Raw genomic sequence first — 20577 nt, forward strand, 5'->3', positions numbered from 1 at the left:
GACGACCGGTGGCTGCAAGGTGGATCAGCCCTGTGTTGCGATCATTTGAGCAGTCTGGGAAACAACTGAACGCATGGTGAACTGGATCATAGTGCCGCCATTCTGGACTGGGCTAACGGTACAGATTAATGTCTGCCCGGATCGCAATTGAACAAGTTCACGCCATTGCGAACGGTTTTCGCGGCTGTCAACAAAATCACGGATCTCTCCCCAGACGGGCGTCGCAGTACATTTGTCCTGCCAGACGCGGGTGGTATCCATGATAGACACGGTAGCAAAACTTGCCTCGGGGTCGACCTGCCACAGCAGGTGATACGCGGTGTTGGAAAAGGCCAGAGCCCCGTCTGACGCAAAGACAGCGATAGCCTCCTCAAGCTGATCCAGGATTGATTGCCCCAGCTCCAACTCGGACCGGAACCGACGTGTCAGCGTGATCTCGGCGGTGATGTCTTCAAACAAAAACGCCACGGCGCCGTCGGGGTGCGGTCGACCACTGACGGAATAGACCGAGCCCGACGGCAGCGTCCACGTTTCCTGATACCGCCCGTCCGCCGCGGCCTCGACAAGGTCGTTCATCTGTTGTCGCCACCCGCCATAATTCTTGGGCTCGGGCATCATGTTCTGATTTCTAAGCCTGTCGAAAAAGTTCATGACGCTGGGTCGTCCGCTCAAGAAGTCAGCGGGCAATGCAGTCAGGTCGATCAGTGCCGGGTTGAACAGCGCCAACTGGCGATTGCGGTCAAAGATGGCAAGACCGATGGACAGCTGGGCAAAGGTCTTGGCTAGCGTTTGCACAAAATTACGCTGCGCTAACTCGGCATCAACAACGGCATTGATGTCGGTGGCATAACACAGCTTGTTGTTGCCTTGTTCGACTACGGACAGATCAAACCAAAGCTTTTGGTCGCTGTTCTCGGATGAGATTGAGACTCGTCGCCGATTGCTGTTTGGGCCAGCCGGGTCCGTTAGATCAAAAAGTGGATTAAGATTGCCGGTGTCCTGCCCCCGCACCTTACGTGCCAGACGGGCATAAGCCGCGTTATGCCAGCAGACCATCCCGTCGGGATCCACGCACCAGACGGGGTAAGGCGCGCTTTCCGTTGCGGCGCGAACAGGGTCGATCTGCAACTGTTTTGGTTCAGGTGCCTCCACTTCGCGCAGGTGCACCCGCGTGACGCCGTCGATCCACTCGCAGAAAACATCCTGTCGCGCGCCGGCGTCGACCGGAGAGACCACAACCCTGCCTGCCTGTTTGATCTGTTCAGGCGTCTCGGGAAAATTTGGGAAGCGGCCGACCAGGTGAGCTTTCAAACCAGCCCAATCTGCTATCATCGCCTCTTCGCGTTTGCCTGCGTCAGATAATCCGACCAGCTCGGTTCCTTCGAATAGATAGACCTGATCACTGCTAAGCTCAGGTGAATCACCGGCGTTTATTCGAACAGGTTTTGCTCTGCGTGGCGTTAGCCACAAAAGCACTATCGCAGCTGAGGTCAGGCACACCGCCCCCATAACAACCCATTCCGAGATCATAGCTTGCGTCCCTCGTTTCACTTTGGTCGGAGACTAAAACCATGCGTCACAAAGGTTAACGTGGATTTAACCCCTTATGCAGATCAGACCTTGAATTGCTCATTGAACCCAATGGGCACGGCGTTCTTGCCGCGCTGGGCGTCAATCTGTGCGCGCGGCCAGCTGACTTGAACAACGGCGCCGCGATGTTCGGGGTGATCGGTTAGTGTCTGATAGGGGTCTGAGCCGTTGGCAAAGCTAAGCGACGCGCCGCTGCGTTCCAGCAGGGTTTTGGCGATGAACAAGCCCAGGCCCATTCCCTCATATTCGGGGCGCGACTTTTTCTCTGCATCCGATCGGCGACGGCGCATGAAAGGGTCGCCGATGCGGCCGATCATATGGGGTGAATACCCACGGCCGTCATCGGCAATGCGCACAACGATCTCGTCCTCGGTCCATTCGGATTCAACCCAGACGTTCGCACGTGAAAAATCTACTGCGTTCTGAATCAGATTACGCATGCCGTGAATAACCTCGGGTTTGCGCAGGATAGCGGGTTGCTGGAAGTCACCACCTTCACCAGGGCCCTCTTCGAAATGTACGGTCTTGCCGCGGTCCATATGTGGCTCTGCCGCCTCGTGGATCACGGTGCTGAGCGGGGCCTGCCGCAAGTGCAGGTCATCTTTGCCCGCGCGACCCATATCCCTCAAGATGTCGCGGCAGCGGTTCGCCTGCTCGCGGATCAGGGCAGCGTCCTCGCGCAGGTCTGGGCGGTCATCCAGCTCTTCTATCAGTTCCGCGCTGGTGAGCTTGATTGTGGCCAGCGGCGTGCCCAGCTCATGTGCGGCGGCAGCAACCACGCCGCCCAGATCAGTCAGCTTCTGTTCGCGCGCCAGTGCCATATGAGTGGCGGATAACGCTTCGGACATCGACACGACCTCATCGCTGATCCTGTAGGAGTAGGCGCCAAGGAACACGATTGCGATGATGATTGCGATCCAATTGCCGAACACAAAAATGTCAGGCACCCGCATGACAAACCCCATGTCCGTCCTGAGCGGTAGGTGAAACTGCGCCAGCAATGTAACCAACACAATCGCGGTGCCGCCGATGATCAACGTAGATCGTAGACCCATAACATTGGCCGATATCGTAACGGGCCCCAAAAGGAGTAGGGCAAAGGGATTATGCAGCCCGCCGGTCAGATACAGCAAGAACGCGAGTTGCAGCAGATCAAACAGCACCATCAGGAAATTTTCAAACTCTGACAGGCGCTTGTTTTCGGGAAAGACAAAGATCGCGGCAAGGTTTCCAACGACCGAGACACCGATGGCCAGATAGCACAGGCCAAGCTCAAGCCGCAGATCGTACATCTGCTGGGCGACGGTGATTGCAGCAATCTGCCCGACGATGGCAACCCATCGCAGAACGATCAACGTCCGCAGGCGGATCCAGCTGCTGCGCTGTTGTCCGCGCCAAAGGCCCATGTTGGATTCCGTCATTGGTCGATTATGTCCTGTTGCAACGGCTGGATATCTTGATAGGTGTCCGCGCCGAAACGATCAATATCCCTAGTGTCACAAGGTTTGCCACCATGACCCGAATGTATGCCATTCTTGCCGCTGTTGTACTTGCCATCATCCTCGGCGGTGTCTGGCTGCTGACTTTGGGGGGACGGTCTGGCGATCAGTTTGCGCAGTGTCGTTCGACCCAGATCGCAGGTGGGGCAGGGGCGATTGGTGGGCCGTTCGAACTTTTGAATGCCAAGGGAGAGACGGTGACTGACAAGGACGTCATTACGGAACCGACGCTGGTTTACTTTGGCTATACCTTCTGTCCTGACGTCTGCCCGCTAGATGTATCGCGCAACGCCGAAGCCGTGGATGTGCTGGCCGAACGCAGTCAGAGCGTGACGCCCGTCTTTGTTTCGATTGACCCCGACCGGGACACGCCCGAGGTTGTGGGTGACTATGCCTTTAACCTGCATGAAAAGATGATTGGCCTCACAGGCTCGGCTGAGCAGGTCAAGGCGGCGAGCAAGGCCTACAAAACCTACTACAAGGCCCAGGACAAGAGCGACGAATACTATCTCGTCGATCATTCTACCTTTACCTATCTGGTGCTGCCCGAGGTTGGGTTTGTGGAATTCTTCAAGCGCGATGAGACGCCTGAAGGTATGGCTGACAAGGTTGGCTGTTTCCTGGACGCCCTCTAATCAAGCATGTGTGTTTGACCTTTCCCAAGGTGACGGTCATATTCAGCCTAGGCAAGACATAACAAGACCAACGGAAAGTTCAGAGCATGGCAGATATCCAGCAGCTTGAAATCGGACCGGATAAGTCCCTGTTGTTGGTGGACGATGACGAACCGTTTCTGCGCCGCCTTGCCAAAGCTATGGAAAAGCGTGGATTCGAGATTGAAACCGCTTCGTCTGTAGCGGCTGGCAGTGCAATCGCAACTGCGCGCCCGCCAGCCTATGCGGTGGTTGACCTGAGGCTTGAGGACGGCAATGGCCTGGATGTCGTCGAAGTTCTACGCGAAAAACGCCCCGACAGTCGGGTTGTGGTTCTGACCGGATACGGCGCGATTGCTACTGCAGTTGCTGCGGTAAAGATTGGCGCGACGGACTACCTGTCCAAGCCTGCGGATGCCACCGACATCACCAACGCGTTGCTAGCGCAACCGGATGAGTTGCCACCGCCGCCGGAAAACCCGATGAGCGCGGACCGCGTGCGTTGGGAGCATATTCAGCGCGTTTATGAGCTGTGTGATCGTAACGTTAGTGAAACGGCCCGTCGTCTAAATATGCACCGCCGCACTTTGCAGCGTATTCTGGCCAAACGCAGTCCACGGTAAAAGGTTACCTATGTCGGAAGAAGAGCTGGATTTAAATAACCCCAATGTCCAGCCGCTGCCCGAAGGGGGCTGGTCCGAACGGATAGTGACCCTGTCGGATGCTGTAGTTGTCCCCCCGGACGAAAGCGCTTTTGTTCAGCCCGCGGGTATTCTGAGCAGCGATGGCGCTTATTGTCCCGAAGGTGCGCTCTGGCGCAAGTTCCGGCCGCTGACCACGGAACCAGCGATGCCAAAGAAGAAACCGACCAAACTATCGGGGCGGTGGCTGTGGGGTGGAGTACTATGGGCTCACTTTGGTCACTTTCTGGTGGAAAGCACGGCCCGCTTGTGGGCGCTGGATCACATCGATGGGCCAATTGATGGCATCCTGTTCATGCCAAAGCGGCCCAAGGTTGGCGATGCGGTGCGCGGATTTCATCGCGCTTTCATCGATTTGATGGCACCTGGCATGCCGATCCGGGTGACAACTGACCCAACCATGGTTGATGAGCTGATTGTTCCGGGGCAGGGGTTCGGGCTGGGTAAGATCACCGAGGGAACTCAGAAATTCCGCGATGCGATTCACAACCGGTTTGCAAGTGAAATAGAACCTGACGGGGCGAGCAAGATTTACATATCACGCTCGGCACTTGGGGTCGGCAAGGGCGGTCTGTTGGGTGAAGAGCGACTGGAAGATTTGCTGATCAAGCAGGGATACGACATTTTCCACCCGGAAAAATATGACCTGAAAACCCAGCTAGCGCGCTATAAAGCGGCCAAGCATGTGGTCGCGGCAGATGGCTCGGCGCTGCATCTTTTTGCAATGGTGGGCCAACCGGATCAAAAAGTCGCCATGATCCTGCGCCGCAAGGCGGGCGCCAACAACTTACTCGCCGCCAATGTGGAACATTTCACGGGGTCAGAACCGATTATCATCGATGCACTGCACACGGAATGGGTGCGTTCCACCAAGGGTAAGTCAAACCGGCAGTCGTTTGGCGAGCTGAACCACAAGATTATTGGCCGCACCCTGGCAGATGAAGGATTCGTTGACCCCGGTGTTGATTGGGAACCCCTGACTGACAAGCAGCGCAAGAAACTGTTTTTGGACAAGGGATTGGGGGATACCGGCGAATTTGTTGAATCGCCCGAATATGCTCAACGCCGAATTCGTCGTGTGCGTCAGGAGCGCCGCGCCCGCAGGGCGGCGCGAGAGGCGGTTCAATCCAGTTGAGACATCAGTTCGCCATGTCGTGCCGAAAAGTCGGCGCGTACCTCGGTTGGGGGACGCAAAGCGATACTTAGTCCTTCGATCACTGTGCGATCCGGGCGACCAAAGAACTTGCTTGCTTCGGTCTCAGAGAAGCCAGCGATTTGGGTGGCTTCCATCCAGGCACTGATGCGGTCTGCCTTTTTGATTTGACGTTTGACCGTCGAGGGGATCACTGCGGGTAAACCAAATCGGATGTGAATGGCAGCAGTCAGCCTGTCGTCTAGTTCACCATACCCTGTCCCAATGGCGGCTTTCACAGGTGAAATCATGTCGCCGATCACATATTCGGGGGCGTCATGCAGCAGTGCTGCCAGTCTCCATTTGGGTGGTGTTTTGGGGGCAATGCGACCAAACAGATCTTCGACCAGAAGCGAATGTTCGGCCACGGAATATGCAAAATCCCCAATGGTTTGCCCGTTCCAGCGTGCGACAAACGCCAACCCGTGCGCGATGTCCTCGATCTCGATGTCGAACGGGGTTGGGTCGAGCAAATCCAGTCTGCGCCCCGATAACATTCGCTGCCATGCTCTTGGTTGTGTTGCCATGCTGCCACACCCCTGTTTCCGCGCCATGTTTTCGCCACATTTCGGGCGCAGCCTGATCTTATCTGATCACATGCTGCCAACATTAAGTTGAAATCCCGTGCTTTGTAATGGGACGGCATGATCACGATATCAAGTGCTGAGGGGGGTGCGTTTCTTTCCTCCCGGCGCGCCCCTCTCAGACTGAAACCTTTACTGAAAGGAGCTTGTTATGTTCAAGCGTCTGTTAGGATATGCCCTTGCCTTTGGCATGGCCGCCACGGCCCCGCCTGCTGTTGCCGCCTCTTGCGGGATGCGCGACGCCTTAGTCGAGCAACTGACCAAAAAGTATTCGGAAACACTTACAGTCGGTGGCTTGCAAAAGGTGAACGGCGCGCAATCCGTGATGGAGATCTGGTCATCCAGCGAAACAGGTACCTTTACCGTGCTGTTGACCCATGCCAACGGAACCAGCTGCATCATCGCGGCGGGAACCGATTTCTTCGAGGCCGTGCCCAAAGTCACGGTTGAGGGGACAAGCAGTTGAGCTGAAAACAGCCATTTTGCAGGTAACCCAAGCCAGAACGAGTCTATTTGGCTCCACCCATTCCGGCGTGAAGGGTCATGTGCGTTGCCACTTTGATTGATGAATGTTAGTGGCAGGCAAATTGATCTAACCGGAATGGAGCACATGATGGCCGGGGACTATATCGTCAAAGACATTTCATTGGCCGAGTTCGGTCGCAAAGAACTGGATATCGCCGAAACCGAAATGCCGGGCCTGATGTCCCTGCGTTCGGAATATGGTGCGAGCAAGCCGCTAGCTGGAGCGCGCATTGTTGGCTCGCTGCATATGACCATCCAGACCGCTGTTCTGATCGAAACACTGGTGGCCCTGGGTGCGGATGTGCGTTGGGCGTCGTGCAACATTTTCTCGACACAAGACCATGCTGCCGCAGCAATCGCCGCAGCTGATGTTCCAGTTTTCGCCATCAAAGGCCAGACGCTGGAAGAGCACTGGGATTACCTGGACAAATCTTTCCTCTTTGAAGATGGCCCGAACATGATCCTGGACGATGGCGGCGACGCGACTCTGTACATTTTGCTGGGTGCGCGTGCCGAATCCGGCGAAGACGTCATTGCTGTTCCAACCTCGGAAGAGGAAGTGGCGATCAAAGCTCAGATCAAGAAGCGCATGGCAGCAAGCCCCGGTTGGTTCACCAAGATGCGTGACCAGATCCAAGGCGTGTCCGAGGAAACAACCACCGGCGTGAACCGCCTGTATCAGCTGGTGAAGGAAGGCCAACTGCCGTTCCCCGCGATCAACGTGAACGACAGCGTGACCAAGTCGAAGTTCGACAACAAATACGGCTGTAAGGAATCGCTGGTCGACGGCATCCGCCGCGCCACCGACACCATGTTGGCCGGTAAGGTTGCCGTGGTCTGTGGTTATGGCGATGTCGGCAAAGGTTCGGCCGCATCGCTGGCAGGTGCCGGTGCTCGTGTGAAAGTGACCGAGGTCGACCCGATCTGCGCCCTGCAAGCCGCTATGGACGGGTTCGAAGTCACCCTGCTGGAAGACGAAGTTGCCACCGCTGACGTGTTCATCACCACCACCGGAAACAAGGACGTGATCCGCATCGAGCATATGCGCGAGATGAAGGACATGGCCATCGTTGGCAACATCGGCCATTTCGACAACGAAATTCAGGTCGCCGCGCTGAAGAATCACAAGTGGACCAACATCAAGGAACAGGTGGACATGATCGAGATGCCTTCGGGCAACCGACTGATCCTGCTGTCTGAGGGCCGTCTTCTGAACCTGGGCAACGCCACTGGCCACCCTTCGTTTGTGATGTCGGCCTCGTTCACCAACCAGGTGCTGGCTCAGATCGAGCTGTTCACCAAGGGTGACGAGTACAACAACGACGTCTACATCCTGCCCAAGCATCTGGATGAAAAGGTCGCGCGTCTGCACCTGGACCGGATCGGCGTGAAGCTGACCAAGATGGACAACGAGCAGGCGGCGTATATCGGTGTGAGCCCGGAAGGCCCCTACAAGCCCGAGCACTACCGCTACTAAGTACCAGGAAAGTTAGAAAATGCCGTCAGAGAAGTCTGGCGGCATTTTTCGTTTCACGGGGTGCTCCCGCGCGAACCGAAACTGCCTGCGGCACCACCAATCCCCTTGGGCCTAGCGCCGAGCCCCTACGGGTCACGGCGTGGTCACGCAGATAAGCTGGGCATGTGGTCGCCGCGACCAGATGGCGTCAGGTCGAGTAGGTTCCACAATGGCCAGAGCGCATCTATGTGCCGGGGATGCCAGTCGCTGGGGGCATAGAACATTTCAGACCCCCAAAAATGGCGGATTTCGTCGCCGTTCCTGACAAAGACATTCAGCATCGGCAGCTGGTCGCCGTCCGGGCTTTGGGCCAGGTAGTCGGTTTGGTAACTGGTGCCGTCGGCCGACAGCAGGGGTAGGGTCTGCCACGCCATCTGATCGCATAGGGAAGACAAGCGCTTGGGCGAACTCTCGGCGATCACTGCCACGGCCATGCGTTTGGCGATGTGGCTTATCTGTCCAGTCATCCCGTCCAGAAACGCCGAACACATTGGACACGGTCCCGTTGCTTTGGGCCCATACATAAGCGAATAGATCGCCAGTGTATCGTGGTCGCCAAAAAGCGTAGAGATGGGCTGCCGTGTGCCATCCAAACACCGGAAGGCGTAATCGGTGGGGATCACTCCGCCCATGGGCAATGCTCGGCGTTTGGCTGCGACCTTTTCGATTTGGCTGCGAAGATCAATCTCGGCCTGCAAGAGCGCCTCGCGTGCGGCGCGATAATCCCGGCTTTCGTTTGGGAATTGAAGGGTCATGGAATCTCTCCTTTGTTTAACGCAATTGTTAAATACTGAGATTGAAAATGCAAGCACCCGACGGTTTTCGCCAATTAGGGGGAAGAAACCAGCCAAAATTTCCCTTTGTCACGCAAAAAACACCGTCTAGGCTCGTCTTCGGTGATCACATCACCGTTTGGCACTCACACTCTTAGGAGAACACACATGGGCAAACGCGACGATCTGATCGCTCAATACGCCGACGATCTGAAAAACAAATGCGGCATGAATGCCGACATGGACCTGCTGACCAAAGTCACAATTGGTTGTGGTCCGGCGATATATGATGCGGATGCGTCGACAGTTGCGGCCACTCAGGAAAGCGAACTGGATACGGTCAAGAACAACTTTCTGATTAAGAAGCTGGGCCTGGCGGATGGTCCAGAGCTGATGGAAGCGATCAACAAAGTGATCGAGGTATACGGCAAGTCCGAGCGAAACAAATATCGCGCGGTTGTTTATTATATGCTGACCAAGCATTTCGGCAAGGAATCCGTCTACGGTTGACCCTGTTGAAATATCAGATTGGAGCGTCCGCAAATTGCGGGCGTTTCGCATTTTAGACGTATCTTCAAGGCTTTGCGTTTGTACGATGTTACGGAATGGTCCATAAAGGGCATATCCAGACCAGGACGGTCAGGACCTCGAATTTCATACGCGTGTGGTGACTTGGGAGCACGCGGGGTGGGGGAGGGTTCTGCATCGTCAGAGCCCTCCCTTTTTTAAAGCAAGGTCAAAATGAGACCCATGAGCGCACAGGAAAGTGTGGCGTAACCGCCGTCGATCAGTGTCAGAATAGGCGAGCGGATAGCATATAAGTTGTTGATGCCAATCCAAGGTGCAATGAACAATAGCCCGATCCCGGCCCCGGTGGTTGCGCCTTGGGGCATCGATGTCACGCCTGTGAGCTGGAACACATAGTTCAGGGCAGCCGAAACGATCAACAACAAAACAAAACTTGATGCAAAGACCTTGAGCGACATGCTGCTCTGCGGATCACCTTCAGCATTTAGGGGCAGGCGGGCCGCCACTTTCCAGCGGTCGGCGAACGCCATGTACCACAGTGACCCAAGGATAAAGGCCGCTAGGGCGGCGGCAAAAATGCTGAGTGGGTCCAAGGCGCTCTCCCGTATTGTTCTTGCGGCAACACTGACTGATCAATCCGGGTTTGTATTCCCCAAGCCGCAGATCACCTGCCACTCGCTTTCCGTGACGGGTTGCACAGACAAGCGCGAGTTCCTGACCAGTATCATTTCATCTAGCCGCCCATCGGCTTTGATCTGATCCAGCGACACCGGAATTTGAAAACCACGAATGGCCTTGATGTCCACGCACTCCCAGCGGTCGTCATCGGTGGTGGAATCGGGGTGTGTTTCGGCGCAGATCTCGACGATACCGACAACGGATTTTTCTTTTTGCGAGTGGTAGAAGAAACCGCGATCGCCCAGCTTCATCTCGCGCATGAAATTTCGCGCCTGATAGTTACGCACGCCATCCCATTCTTCACCCGCGTCAGCCTTGGCGACTTGGTCGTCCCAGCTCCAGGTTGAGGGTTCGGATTTGAACAGCCAGAACGCCATCAGATCACCTTTTTCCACGGGATCAGTTCGACTGATTCAAACAGGCCTGCTTTGGCGTAGGGGTCATTGTCGACCCAATCCTGCGCGGCGGCCATGTCTTTGACGTCCAAAATCACCAGCGAACCGATCATATCGTCGCCATCCAACAGTGGTCCGGCCTGGGACACAAGGCCGGTGGATTTTAGATAGTCCACATGCGCCGGACGATTGTCGAGCCGTGTTTGCAGGGCATCGGTTTTGTCTTTGGCAATTAGGGCAATCAGCATGTCATTCCTCTTTCAATGGTCTGGCAAGCAGTTGAGCGGTGGCTTGGGCAATCGTCAAGCTGTGATCAAGCAAGCCGACAACTGTGTGGGTGATAGGCATGTCCAGGTTCATATTGCGCGCCTTGGCATCGACGGCGCGGGCGGTTGCGGCACCTTCTACGGTAACCGAGGGGTCAAAACCCTCGCCCCGGCCAATTGATAGACCAAGGCGAAAGTTACGCGACAACTTGGACGAACAAGTGAGTGTCAGGTCACCAAAACCGGACAGCCCGGCAAGTGTCTCAGGCTTGGCACCACAGGCCAGTGCCATCCTCTGCATCTCGGCATATCCCCGAGTCATTAGTGCGGCGCGGGCGCTGTCGCCCATACCGGCACCGATCACCGCACCGCAGGCGATGGCCATCACATTCTTCAATGCACCACCCAATTCGGCGCCTGTGGTGTCGGTGGTTCGATAGAGCCGCAGGTTGGCGGTGGTCAATTGTTCCTGCAGATCGGTGCACAGATCAGGGTCGGCGCAGGCTAGCGTCAGAGCTGTGGGTAAACCGGCGGCGATGTCTTGGGCAAAGCTGGGACCGGTGAGAAGGGTGGCCTTGGCTGACGGTACGGTTTCGTGGATTACCTGAACGGGGCCAAGACCGGTGCTCAGCTCGATCCCCTTGCAGCAGGCGACCAGAACATGCCCATCAAACAATGCGCTGTGCTCTGCCAGAACTGAGCGCAACTTTTGCATTGGAACAGCCAAAAGCAGCGTATCGGCTTGGGTGGCCTGCTCAAGGTTCGAGGTGACTTGGATCGCTTTGGGCAAGGAATAACCTGGCAGGCGTACAGTGTTTTCCTGAGAATTCGCCATATCGCGGGCTTGATCTGGATTGCGCGACCACAGGGTGACGGGTTGCGTTCCGGACAGTGAAATAGCGAGCGCGGTGCCAAATGCACCCGATCCAAGGACGGCGACGCTCATGCTTTTGCTCCCTTCTTGCCGCTGCCCAGCATCGCGGGTGCTGATTGATCTAGTGGCCAGCGGGGGCGGGCCATTAGATCCAAGCCGTCGGTCTTGCCCAGCTTGAACCGCTCTAGCCCCGCATATGCGATCATAGCGGCGTTGTCGGTGCAAAGGGCCAGAGGTGGAGCGAGGAAGTTTGCACCAACTTCAGCGCAAACGCCCTGCAGCGCGGTGCGGATCGCGGTGTTCGCGGCGACGCCGCCTGCAACGGCGATAGTTGGTTGGCTTGGCGTATGCTCCAGATAAAGACGCAGCGCGCGGCGCGTTTTTTCGGCCAGTGTGTCGACCACTGCCTGTTGGAACCCGGCGCATAGGTCTGTACGATCCGTGCGGGTCAGGCCACCCCGTTCCCCAACCACCTGATCTCGCATCCGCATCAATGCAGTTTTGAGACCCGAGAAAGAAAGGTCGCAATCTGGGCGATCCAGCAGCGGTCGCGGAAAGCGGAAGCGCTTGGGGTCGCCGCCTTTCGCCTCGGCTTCGACCGAAGGGCCGCCGGGTTGTGGCAAGCCCAACAGGCGAGCGGTCTTGTCGAACGCCTCGCCCGGCGCGTCATCGATTGTACCGCCCAGTCGAGTGAACTCTTCTGGGCCATGTGTGATCAAGTACTGGCAGTGTCCGCCCGATACGAGCAGCATCAGATAGGGAAAGGCCACGCCATCCGTCAGACGCGGAGTCAGAGCGTGACCTGCCAGGTGATTCACCCCAATCAGCGGTTTGCCCGTGGCCGCGCTCAGCCCTTTGGCGCACATGACGCCAGACATCACACCGCCGATCAGGCCCGGTCCGGCGGTTACGGCTACAGCGTCGATGTCATCCAATGTTAGCGCAGCCTGTTCCAGCGCCTGCATCACGCAAACGTCCAGCTTTTCAGCATGAGCGCGGGCCGCGATCTCGGGCACGACACCGCCAAAGGCGCTGTGCAACTCGGTCTGACCGTGTACGACCGAAGACAGGATTTCCGCCGCTAGATCATCCGTTTGCCGTACAACCGCCGCTGCCGTATCGTCGCAGCTGCTTTCCAGCCCCAAGATGGTAAGTGTTTGCCCCATCGGCCCCAACCGTTGCATCATAACCTGATCGCGGGGTATCACCCCGAAGCCGCGCAAACAATCCCGAGGCAGGAGGCGCTGAAGCCAGTGTATCTTTTGATGACACGCCCTCGGGCTGCGTCCGAACGATTTGTGGCGCAGCTGTCGACTGACACCCAACACCGATTGGAGCCAATCCTTACCCCGCTTTTGGACATACGGGCAATGTCTGGGGGGGTGGACATCGGCGACGCCAGGGGCCTGATTTTCACATCGTCCAATGGGGTCGCCGCTGCTGCGCGGGTTTTGGGTGCGCGTGATTTGCCGTGTTACTGCGTCGGTCAGGCTACAAAGGCGGCAGCGGCACGCCAAGGTTGGGTGGCAACTATGGCGGGCGAAAGCGCCGAGGCATTGATTGCCGGTCTGTTAAAGTTACGCCCCCAGGGACCGCTCTTACACCTGCGGGGCGAAAGCAGCGTGGGCAACGTAGCGCAAGCATTGACGCAGTTGGGGCTGACGTCACGTGAACAGGTTGTTTATCGTCAGGATCTATTGCCGTTCACGGATCAAGCACTGGCTGCATTTGAAGGATCCAAGCCAATAATCGCTCCGCTTTTCTCGCCTCGGACCGCGCGACAATTTGCCGACCTTGCCCCGAACGCAAGTGCGCTGTGGCTGGCTGCGATGAGTGATGCTGTCTCAAACCCCCTTATTTCTTTAGGTGCAAGGGCTCTCACGGTCGCAAAACGCCCCGATACCGATGCTATGGCGACAGCAGTTGAAAAGCTTGTGAAGCAAGCGTTGCGGGTTGAGGGCGGACCAGACGCGCATTAGTGTTCAAACGCGTCTCGTGGTTAAACAAATTGAGAATCAAAGGGGAATGATGGTGGCCGACAAGAAAGTTTCAGATCTGGAAACAGGCGCCAACCCCAAGACGGATGAGCCGGGAACACAGACACAGGAAACGTCTGATCAAGACGTCACAACGGTAACGGATCAAGTATCAAAGGGCGCAACGGATGCGGATTTATCCGATGAAGCGACCGATGTTGTTGAAGATGAGGTTGATGCTGAAAAGGTAGAAGAGTCAGCCTCTCCCGAGACCGAGACCGAGACCGAGACCGAGACCGAGACCGAGACCGAGAATCACGAAGCAGAAGCTGCGCCGCTCGCTGAACCTGAGCGTGTCATCGAGCGCACTATCGAAAAGCGCGGCGGATTTGGACCTGCTCTGATCGGCGGGGTTCTGGCCGCAGTCCTGGGTTTCGCCGCGGCCAAGACGCAAGTCATCGACCCGCTGTTGCCCCCCAGTCTCCGGGCGGTCGACAACAGCGAAGTGATCGAGACACTGACGGCGCAAATCGAAACCCAGGCCAAATCGTTGACTGACCTCAAGGCATCTGTTGCTGCGATCCAGCTGCCGGATGTGTCGGGGATTAGCCAGCAGGTCGAGCAGCTTTCAGGGACCGTCGCACCGCTTGGCGATGAGATGGCGGCTCTCAAAGGTCAAATGGACAGTCTCAGCCAGTTGGACCATCGCCTGACCGCCGTAGAAAAGCGCCCGATCTCCGAAGGAGCATCGTCCGAGGCGGTTGCGGCCTACGAGCGGGAATTGACGAAACTGCAAGAAACCATCGTGACGCAGCGCACCGAAGTTGAAGGGTTGATTGATCAGGCCCGCACGATGGAGGCCGAGGCCCGCGGCTTGGAAGAACAGGCCGCCGCTGATGCCAAGCTGTCCGCCAACCGTGCGGCCGCAGCCCGACTGCGCAGCCAGTTGGACACAGGCGCGTCCTTTGATGGTCTGGTCGCAGAGCTTACCGCAGGTGGCGTTGCTGTTCCCGATACGCTGACCGCCCCCGCAGCCGAGGGTGTCGTAACCGTTGCCACCTTGCGCGAAGGGTTCCCGCCCGCCGCGCGCGAAGCATTGGCTGCAGCCCGCAAGACAGATGCAGGCGGACAAGAAGGCATCGGCGCCTTCTTTCAGCGTCAGCTGGGCGCCCGTTCAGTCGAGCCGCGTGAGGGTGCCGACCCGGATGCCGTGTTGTCACGGGCCGAGGCCGCTCTGGTCGCTGGCGATTTGACCAAGACACTGGATGAAATCGCTGCCTTGCCCAAACCGGCCCAAGCTGCATTGGCTGATTGGGTCAGTGTAGCTCGAACCCGTCAGGCCGCCATTGCAGCTGCAGATGCGCTTGCGCAAAGCCTTAACTCGAACTGAAGGATCTGCCATGCTTTGGTCCCTGCTCAAGATACTTGTTTTTGTTGCGATCATTGCCTTGTTGGCATTGGGCGCGGGCTTCCTAATGGAAACCACTGGGGGCGTGCAGGTCACGGTCGCTGGAACCGAATACACCCTTGGTCCGCTGCAATCTGTGATTGGCTTTATGGTTCTGGTTGGCGCGGTTTGGCTGTTCTTCAAACTGCTTACATTGCTGATCGCGACACTAAAATTTCTGAACGGCGACGAAACGGCACTGTCGCGGTTCTTCGACCGAGGACGTGAAAAACGTGGCTATCAGGCGTTGGCCGATGGCCTGATGGCGTTGGCTTCGGGCGAAGGTCGGCTGGCCATGTCCAAGGCGGGCAAGGCTGAAAAGCTGTTGAACAAGCCTGAGCTGACTAACCTGCTGGTGGCCCAGGCGGCCGAGATGACTGGCGACACAAAAAAAGCGGCTGAGACCTACAAGATGCTAATCAGCGACTCCGCGACCCGCTTTGTGGGTGTGCGCGGAGTGCTGAAACAAAAGCTGTCCGAGGGTGACGATGAAACTGCGCTGAAGCTGGCGGAAAAGGCTCTGGCCATTAAGCCCCGGCATGAGGAAACCCAGGACATTCTGTTGGGTTTGCAAACCAAGTCTCAGGATTGGACTGGTGCGCGATCGACCCTGACCGCCAAGCTGAAATCCGGCAGCCTGCCGCGCGAAGTGTTCAAACGTCGAGACGCCATCCTGGCGTTGTCCGAGGCCAAGGATATCCTGTCCGACTCAAACTCCGTCGAAGCGCAAGAACGCGCGATCGAGGCCAACAAGCTTTCGCCCGATCTGGTGCCCGCCGCGGCCATGGCCGCGCGTGCACATATCGCAAAGGGTAAGCCGAAGAATGCAGGGCGTCTGTTGAAGAAAGCCTGGGACGCACAGCCACATCCGGATTTGGCCCACGCCTTTGCCGAATTGGCGCCGGACGAGACCGCCCAAGATCGAGTCTTACGCTTTGCGGTTCTTGCCAAAGTTCACCCGCAGCACACCGAAACTCGGCTGGTGATGGCTGAACTACACATCGTTGCCGAAGATTTCCCAGAAGCGCGCCGCGCCTTGGGTGATCTGATCGAACAAGATGCTGACGCCCGCGCCTATACTCTGATGGCGGCCATCGAACGGGGAGAGGGCGCCTCGGACGCGGTGGTCCAGGGTTGGCTTGCCAAAGCCTTGTCTGCGCCGCGTGGACCGCAATGGGTTTGTGATAACTGTCATGACATCCACGCAGAATGGACTCCGGTCTGTTCCAATTGTGGAAGTTTTGACACCCTAACCTGGAAAGCCAGTCCCGGTGCCGACGTTTCGAGCGCGACAGGGGCACATATGCTGCCTTTGATTGTTGGTGCAGTTGAGGACAAATTGCGACAGGCCGACAACGAAGCGGTTGAAGCGGATCAAGACGACGTATTCGAAGCGGTAGTGCAAGACGCAAAAAGTGAGGGACAACCGCGCTCGACCTAGCAACTGTATTTCTCAGAAATATTGTGGGGCAATGGTCGATCCGGGGTGCCTCACGTCTTTAGGTTTTGAGCCTGCCGGACGTGATCTCGATTGCTGCCTGGCAGGGCATCGCACGGCAATGTCCCGAGAGGGGCGGTTGTGTTGCTTGCGTCTACGTTTGCCTTTACTCACAGCTTTGACGCGGGACCTTCGACAGCGAATGCATGGACGAATGCCGTTGTCTTGCCGTGGAGCAGCGGGGAAATGTGTTCACGATGTGCCAGTTGCACGTTGTTTGGGTGGAAAAGCCCGCTTGTGTCACCGCTCTACTTTTCAACGATGACTCATGCTGAACCTATAAGGGCAATGGGTCCTGACCCTCACTTTCAACTTGGACCAACAGATACGGTTGCTAGAACTTTACCAGGGTTAAAAGTGTTGAATGGATCAAGTAGCTGTTTCAACTCCCCCATCGCTGCAACGGTATCCGGCGGCACTGATTCGACCAGGAAAGGACGCTTTTCCAGACCAATTCCATGTTCGGCGGAAATTGTGCTTGCCGAGAATTCGCTTAGCGTGTCGTAAATCAGCCTGTCATAAATCTCACGTTGCGCGAACTCGCTCTCGCTGATCGCGAACATTATATGCAGGTTACCGTCACCGACATGACCGAACACATAGGGTACGAGACCAGGAATTTGGATCGCACAACGTTCCCCCAGACGCTTGGCAAAACTGGACAGATCAGCCAGCTGCAAGCCGACATCATATGAAAGGCTGGTGTCAGATACGCGGTCAATCGAGTCGCTGTCCTCGCGCGAGCGCCAAATCGTGCGTCGCTCAGCTTCGGATTGGGCGATGACCGCGTCTACAACTGTGCCGGTTTCGATTTTGGGCTCAATGAATGCGGCAAGCCGTGCCTCGATATCAGAGCGAGACGTTCCACAAACCTCAACAATTGCATAAACACCATGCCCCCAGGGAAGCGGCAGGCGATCAAAGCCGGGTTGCGATGTTGTAAGCTGGTAATACTCTGGCCACATCGCTTCGAAGGACATCAGGTCTGCGCCGAAACTGCTGCGCGCATGATCGAAAAGGCCCGGCAAATCATCCGAGCTTTGGCATGCTACCAGCGCACAACAGGTCCCGGCTGGCACCGGCCATAGTTTGACCACGATTTTTGTTACCAGACCAAGCGTACCCTCGCTGCCGATAAATATCTGTTTTAGATCATACCCGGCGTTGTTTTTGATCAACACGTTGGTCAGGTCCAGAATACGCCCATCTGCCAGCACGACCTCAAGTCCCAGCACGTTCTGGCGCATCATACCGTATCTGAGCACCTGGATGCCTCCGGCATTTGTGCTAACCATACCCCCGTTTGTGCAGGACCCGCGCGACGGAATATCCACACCGATCATTAGGCCCATTGGTTCCAGCGCCGCCTGAAGTTGTTCAAGCGTTACGCCGGGCTCAACCACGGCAACCCCCTGAAGTGCGTCAATGTGCAAGATCTGGGACATCCGTTCGAAGGAAACAATCGCCTCGCCTGGGTGGGATGCTGTCCCATTGACAAGACCGGTCAGCCCGCCATGAGGCACCAGGCCCAGTCTATGGGCGCGAGCGTTTTTGCAGATCCGGGATAATTCGGCGCTGTTGGCTGGGCGCACCAATACAGAGGCGCCTAGAGCATCGGTGCAATAACCCGGATCGCGCGCTGATAACCGATCAGCCGTCAACACATGGTCTGCCCCGACAATGGCCGCAAACAAGTCTTTTAGGTTGGTCACTTTGGCGACCCCAAAACAAACAGCTTTTCCATATTGTACGAGACCTTAGGAGATTAGGGTCAGGACCCATTGATTTCCACCGGCTGCATGATTCACCGCTGCAAAAATGAGCGGTGAATATGTCTGATCTTTTCTGGTTGAGCGACGCCCAGATGGCGCGTCTTGAACCCTTTTTTCCAAAGTCCCACGGCAAGCCACGCGTTCACTGCCCGGCAGGGCATCACGCAGTGATGTCCCGAGAGGGTTGACCGTCGTGTATTAAGTGGAATTATTTTCACCAATCGCAATGGCTTACGATGGCGTGACGCACCTGCCGCCTATGGCCCTCACAAGACGCTGTACAACCGTTGGAAGCGGTGGAGCGATAAAAGGGCATCTTCGCCCGGATGATGRCCGGTTTGGCCGCCGGGCACGGTGAGCAGAAGACGATCATGATTGACGCGACCTATTTGAAGGCACATCGAACGGCGACCAGTCTGGGCGTCAAAAAAGGGGGGCGTGGGCGTCTGATCGGACGAACCAAAGGCGGCATGAACACCAAGCTGCACGCCATCTGCGACAGCCAAGGCCGACCGCTCAACCTGTTCGTCACTGCCGGTCAGGTCAGCGATTATATCGGGGCACGCGCGTTACTGAGCAGCTTACCAGATGTCGACTGGCTGCTCGGCGACCGTGGATATGACGCCGATTGGTTCAGAGAAGCGTTGAAAGACAAAGGGATACGTGCCTGCATCCCGGGTCGAAAACAACGGAAGAAGCCGATCAAGTACGACAAGCGTCGCTACAAACGGCGCAACCGGATCGAGATCATGTTCGGCAGGCTCAAGAACTGGCGGCGTGTGGCAACCCGATACGACCGCTGTCCCAAGGTCTTCCTCTAAGCCATCGCACTAGCTGCCCTCGTCATCTACTGGCTGTGAAATTCAATGAGTCCAGACCCTAAGCGAAGACCTAATTGCACGCTTGTCGATGGTACGAGCGCTGACGGTTTTGGCGGTGCCATCACGTTTTACATTTGGCGGAGAATTCATCCGCGCCGAGAATGCAGACACGGAATTCGAGCCCGAGTTCCTGATCAAAGGCACAGTACGGCGGGCGGGTGACAAGGTTCGGGTAACGGTTCAGCTGTTGGACAAAAGCAACGGTACTATTGTCTTATCAAGGCGCTATGACCGCCGCGTGCACGACATCTTCGAAATTCAAGACGAACTCGTCGGTGAAATTATCTTGGAAACCCAGGTCGCGCTTACCGATGGCGAAGTTGCGCACTTGGCCGTTCGGCAGACACGCAGTGTGCAGGCTTGGGAGTATTTTCATCAAGGCCTGCTGGAACACATCAAATACAGGCCTGAGTCTTTTCAGGCAGCCCGTCGCATGTATCGCAAGGCGCTGGACATTGATCCCGACTATTTTGATGCGATGGTCGCCGATGCCTGGGCGCTTTGGATGGATGCGCGCTCGTCAATTGATGCCAGTCAGGTTGACGCTCTGCGCGAATGCAGGGGTCTGGTTGATGGGCTGATCTCGCGATGGCCAAATCGTGCTGAAGCCATTCACCTGGATGCGGTGCTATTGATGATGGAGGGCGAGCATGAAGCAGCTGAAAAGCGAGCCGATCAAGGGCGTAGCGCAGGCCGAAGCTATTTGTGGGGATACGCAATTGTGCATATCTACGGCGGAAGCATAAAAAAGGCGACGGAGCTTTTTGCGGAGCTTATCAACTCGTCGCTCGTGCTCAACAATGATGCGCTGTATTGCTATGCTCAATGCCTGACCCTGATGGGTGAATACGAACAAGCGATCATATTGGCCGAGGAATATCGGTTGCGGGTGCCCGCGACGGTTTACGGCTATACTTTGTTGGCTACGGCTCAGGGCATGTCTGACCAATCCGAACGGGCTGCTGAAACAGTTGCGGCCATGCGCCAGATCCATCCGAGATTCACGCTAGCAATGTTTCGTCAGCACGAACCGTATCGCGACGCCGAACTCCTGAAACGCATTATTGACCTGCTGCGAAAAGCAGGCATTCCCGATTGACCTTACTAAAATTCTTGTTGCTGAGCCGGATGTATTCCCAACAAAGAGTAGTATTCATTTTCCTGTGCGTCGGCAGCGTTTTTGGTTTCACAGGTCGCCTGAACTAAGAGAGGGTCTGGCTCATCTGGTT

General features: G+C 56.6%; 20 protein-coding genes and 1 pseudogene. 11 read left to right on the forward strand and 10 right to left on the reverse strand.

Going from position 1 to position 20577, the window contains the following annotated elements:
• Positions 1 to 24 precede the first annotated feature (24 nt).
• Positions 25 to 1530, reverse strand: a complete 1506-nt coding sequence (locus G6R15_RS18880; RefSeq protein ID WP_240336811.1) for a PAS-domain containing protein — start codon at positions 1528 to 1530, stop codon at positions 25 to 27.
• A gap of 83 nt (positions 1531 to 1613) precedes the next feature.
• The gene (gene regB / locus G6R15_RS18885) at positions 1614 to 3011 is read right to left on the reverse strand and encodes a sensor histidine kinase RegB (protein WP_164661526.1); all 1398 of its coding nucleotides are present in this window, start codon (positions 3009 to 3011) and stop codon (positions 1614 to 1616) included.
• Positions 3012 to 3103: 92 nt separating this feature from the next.
• Between regB and G6R15_RS18890 the strand changes: the two genes are divergently transcribed.
• From G6R15_RS18890 to G6R15_RS18900, 3 genes are all read left to right on the forward strand, one after another.
• Entirely contained in the window at positions 3104 to 3724 is a 621-nt protein-coding gene (locus G6R15_RS18890) for an SCO family protein (RefSeq protein ID WP_164661527.1), read from the forward strand.
• 86 nt (positions 3725 to 3810) lie between these two features.
• The gene (locus tag G6R15_RS18895; protein ID WP_164661528.1) at positions 3811 to 4365 is read left to right on the forward strand and encodes an ActR/PrrA/RegA family redox response regulator transcription factor; all 555 of its coding nucleotides are present in this window, start codon (positions 3811 to 3813) and stop codon (positions 4363 to 4365) included.
• A 10-nt stretch (positions 4366 to 4375) separates the two neighbouring features.
• Positions 4376 to 5578, forward strand: a complete 1203-nt coding sequence (locus G6R15_RS18900) for a DUF563 domain-containing protein (protein ID WP_164661529.1) — start codon at positions 4376 to 4378, stop codon at positions 5576 to 5578.
• Here G6R15_RS18900 and G6R15_RS18905 read toward each other — a convergent pair.
• A complete protein-coding gene (locus tag G6R15_RS18905; protein ID WP_164661530.1) occupies positions 5566 to 6162 on the reverse strand; it encodes an HD domain-containing protein in 597 nt (198 codons plus the stop codon). The genes G6R15_RS18900 and G6R15_RS18905 overlap by 13 nt on opposite strands.
• 208 nt (positions 6163 to 6370) lie before the next feature.
• On the opposite strand from G6R15_RS18905, the gene G6R15_RS18910 reads away from it, so the two are divergent.
• Both G6R15_RS18910 and ahcY read left to right on the forward strand, forming a co-directional pair.
• Positions 6371 to 6685 (forward strand): hypothetical protein, encoded by a 315-nt coding sequence (locus tag G6R15_RS18910; RefSeq protein ID WP_164661531.1) that lies wholly within the window; start codon positions 6371 to 6373, stop codon positions 6683 to 6685.
• A 147-nt stretch (positions 6686 to 6832) separates the two neighbouring features.
• Entirely contained in the window at positions 6833 to 8221 is a 1389-nt protein-coding gene (gene ahcY, locus G6R15_RS18915; RefSeq protein WP_164661557.1) for an adenosylhomocysteinase, read from the forward strand.
• 143 nt (positions 8222 to 8364) lie between these two features.
• Here the strand turns inward: ahcY and G6R15_RS18920 are convergent, their stop codons facing one another.
• Complete coding sequence (locus G6R15_RS18920; protein WP_164661532.1) at positions 8365 to 9015, reverse strand: DUF899 family protein; 651 nt, start codon at positions 9013 to 9015, stop codon at positions 8365 to 8367.
• Positions 9016 to 9201: 186 nt separating this feature from the next.
• On the opposite strand from G6R15_RS18920, the gene G6R15_RS18925 reads away from it, so the two are divergent.
• On the forward strand, positions 9202 to 9543 hold the full coding sequence (locus G6R15_RS18925; RefSeq protein WP_164661533.1) for a DUF2853 family protein: 342 nt from the start codon (positions 9202 to 9204) through the stop codon (positions 9541 to 9543).
• Between the two features lie 215 nt (positions 9544 to 9758).
• Here G6R15_RS18925 and G6R15_RS18930 read toward each other — a convergent pair whose 3' ends face one another.
• From G6R15_RS18930 to tsaD, 5 genes are read right to left on the reverse strand one after another with little or no spacing between them, the layout of a single operon-like run.
• Positions 9759 to 10154 carry a DUF1761 domain-containing protein gene (locus tag G6R15_RS18930; protein WP_164661534.1) on the reverse strand — a complete coding sequence of 132 codons (396 nt, stop codon included), beginning with the start codon at positions 10152 to 10154 and terminating at the stop codon, positions 9759 to 9761.
• A gap of 39 nt (positions 10155 to 10193) precedes the next feature.
• Positions 10194 to 10616 carry an EVE domain-containing protein gene (locus G6R15_RS18935; protein WP_164661558.1) on the reverse strand — a complete coding sequence of 141 codons (423 nt, stop codon included), beginning with the start codon at positions 10614 to 10616 and terminating at the stop codon, positions 10194 to 10196.
• Positions 10616 to 10882: a YciI family protein gene (locus G6R15_RS18940; RefSeq protein ID WP_164661535.1), complete on the reverse strand. Its 267-nt coding sequence runs from the start codon at positions 10880 to 10882 to the stop codon at positions 10616 to 10618. Before G6R15_RS18940 ends, G6R15_RS18935 begins: the two co-directional genes overlap by 1 nt.
• Position 10883: 1 nt before the next feature.
• Complete coding sequence (locus G6R15_RS18945) at positions 10884 to 11846, reverse strand: NAD(P)H-dependent glycerol-3-phosphate dehydrogenase (protein ID WP_164661536.1); 963 nt, start codon at positions 11844 to 11846, stop codon at positions 10884 to 10886.
• Positions 11843 to 12940 (reverse strand): tRNA (adenosine(37)-N6)-threonylcarbamoyltransferase complex transferase subunit TsaD, encoded by a 1098-nt coding sequence (gene tsaD / locus G6R15_RS18950; RefSeq protein ID WP_164661559.1) that lies wholly within the window; start codon positions 12938 to 12940, stop codon positions 11843 to 11845. The genes G6R15_RS18945 and tsaD overlap by 4 nt, the downstream gene beginning before the upstream one ends.
• Before the next feature lie 12 nt (positions 12941 to 12952).
• Between tsaD and G6R15_RS18955 the strand changes: the two genes are divergently transcribed.
• Genes G6R15_RS18955 through G6R15_RS18965 form a run of 3 tightly spaced genes read left to right on the forward strand, consistent with a single transcriptional unit; the run spans position 12953 to position 16638 of the window.
• Positions 12953 to 13753 carry a uroporphyrinogen-III synthase gene (locus G6R15_RS18955; RefSeq protein ID WP_240336812.1) on the forward strand — a complete coding sequence of 267 codons (801 nt, stop codon included), beginning with the start codon at positions 12953 to 12955 and terminating at the stop codon, positions 13751 to 13753.
• 52 nt (positions 13754 to 13805) lie between these two features.
• Complete coding sequence (locus G6R15_RS18960) at positions 13806 to 15140, forward strand: COG4223 family protein (protein ID WP_164661537.1); 1335 nt, start codon at positions 13806 to 13808, stop codon at positions 15138 to 15140.
• Positions 15141 to 15150: 10 nt separating this feature from the next.
• Entirely contained in the window at positions 15151 to 16638 is a 1488-nt protein-coding gene (locus tag G6R15_RS18965; protein WP_164661538.1) for a heme biosynthesis protein HemY, read from the forward strand.
• Positions 16639 to 17003: 365 nt separating this feature from the next.
• On the opposite strand, the gene G6R15_RS18970 is transcribed toward G6R15_RS18965, so the two are convergent.
• Positions 17004 to 18407, reverse strand: coding sequence for an FAD-binding oxidoreductase (locus G6R15_RS18970; RefSeq protein WP_164661539.1), 1404 nt, complete (start codon positions 18405 to 18407; stop codon positions 17004 to 17006).
• A 119-nt stretch (positions 18408 to 18526) separates the two neighbouring features.
• On the opposite strand from G6R15_RS18970, the pseudogene G6R15_RS18975 reads away from it, so the two are divergent.
• Together G6R15_RS18975 and G6R15_RS18980 are read left to right on the forward strand one after the other, a co-directional pair.
• Positions 18527 to 19288 (forward strand): annotated as a pseudogene (locus G6R15_RS18975) (IS5 family transposase).
• Between the two features lie 298 nt (positions 19289 to 19586).
• Positions 19587 to 20447 (forward strand): lipopolysaccharide assembly protein LapB, encoded by an 861-nt coding sequence (locus tag G6R15_RS18980; RefSeq protein ID WP_164661540.1) that lies wholly within the window; start codon positions 19587 to 19589, stop codon positions 20445 to 20447.
• The last annotated feature ends 130 nt before the right edge of the window (positions 20448 to 20577 follow it).

Source organism: Tropicibacter sp. Alg240-R139 (genome assembly GCF_900537075.1).
GTDB lineage: Bacteria > Pseudomonadota > Alphaproteobacteria > Rhodobacterales > Rhodobacteraceae > Falsiruegeria.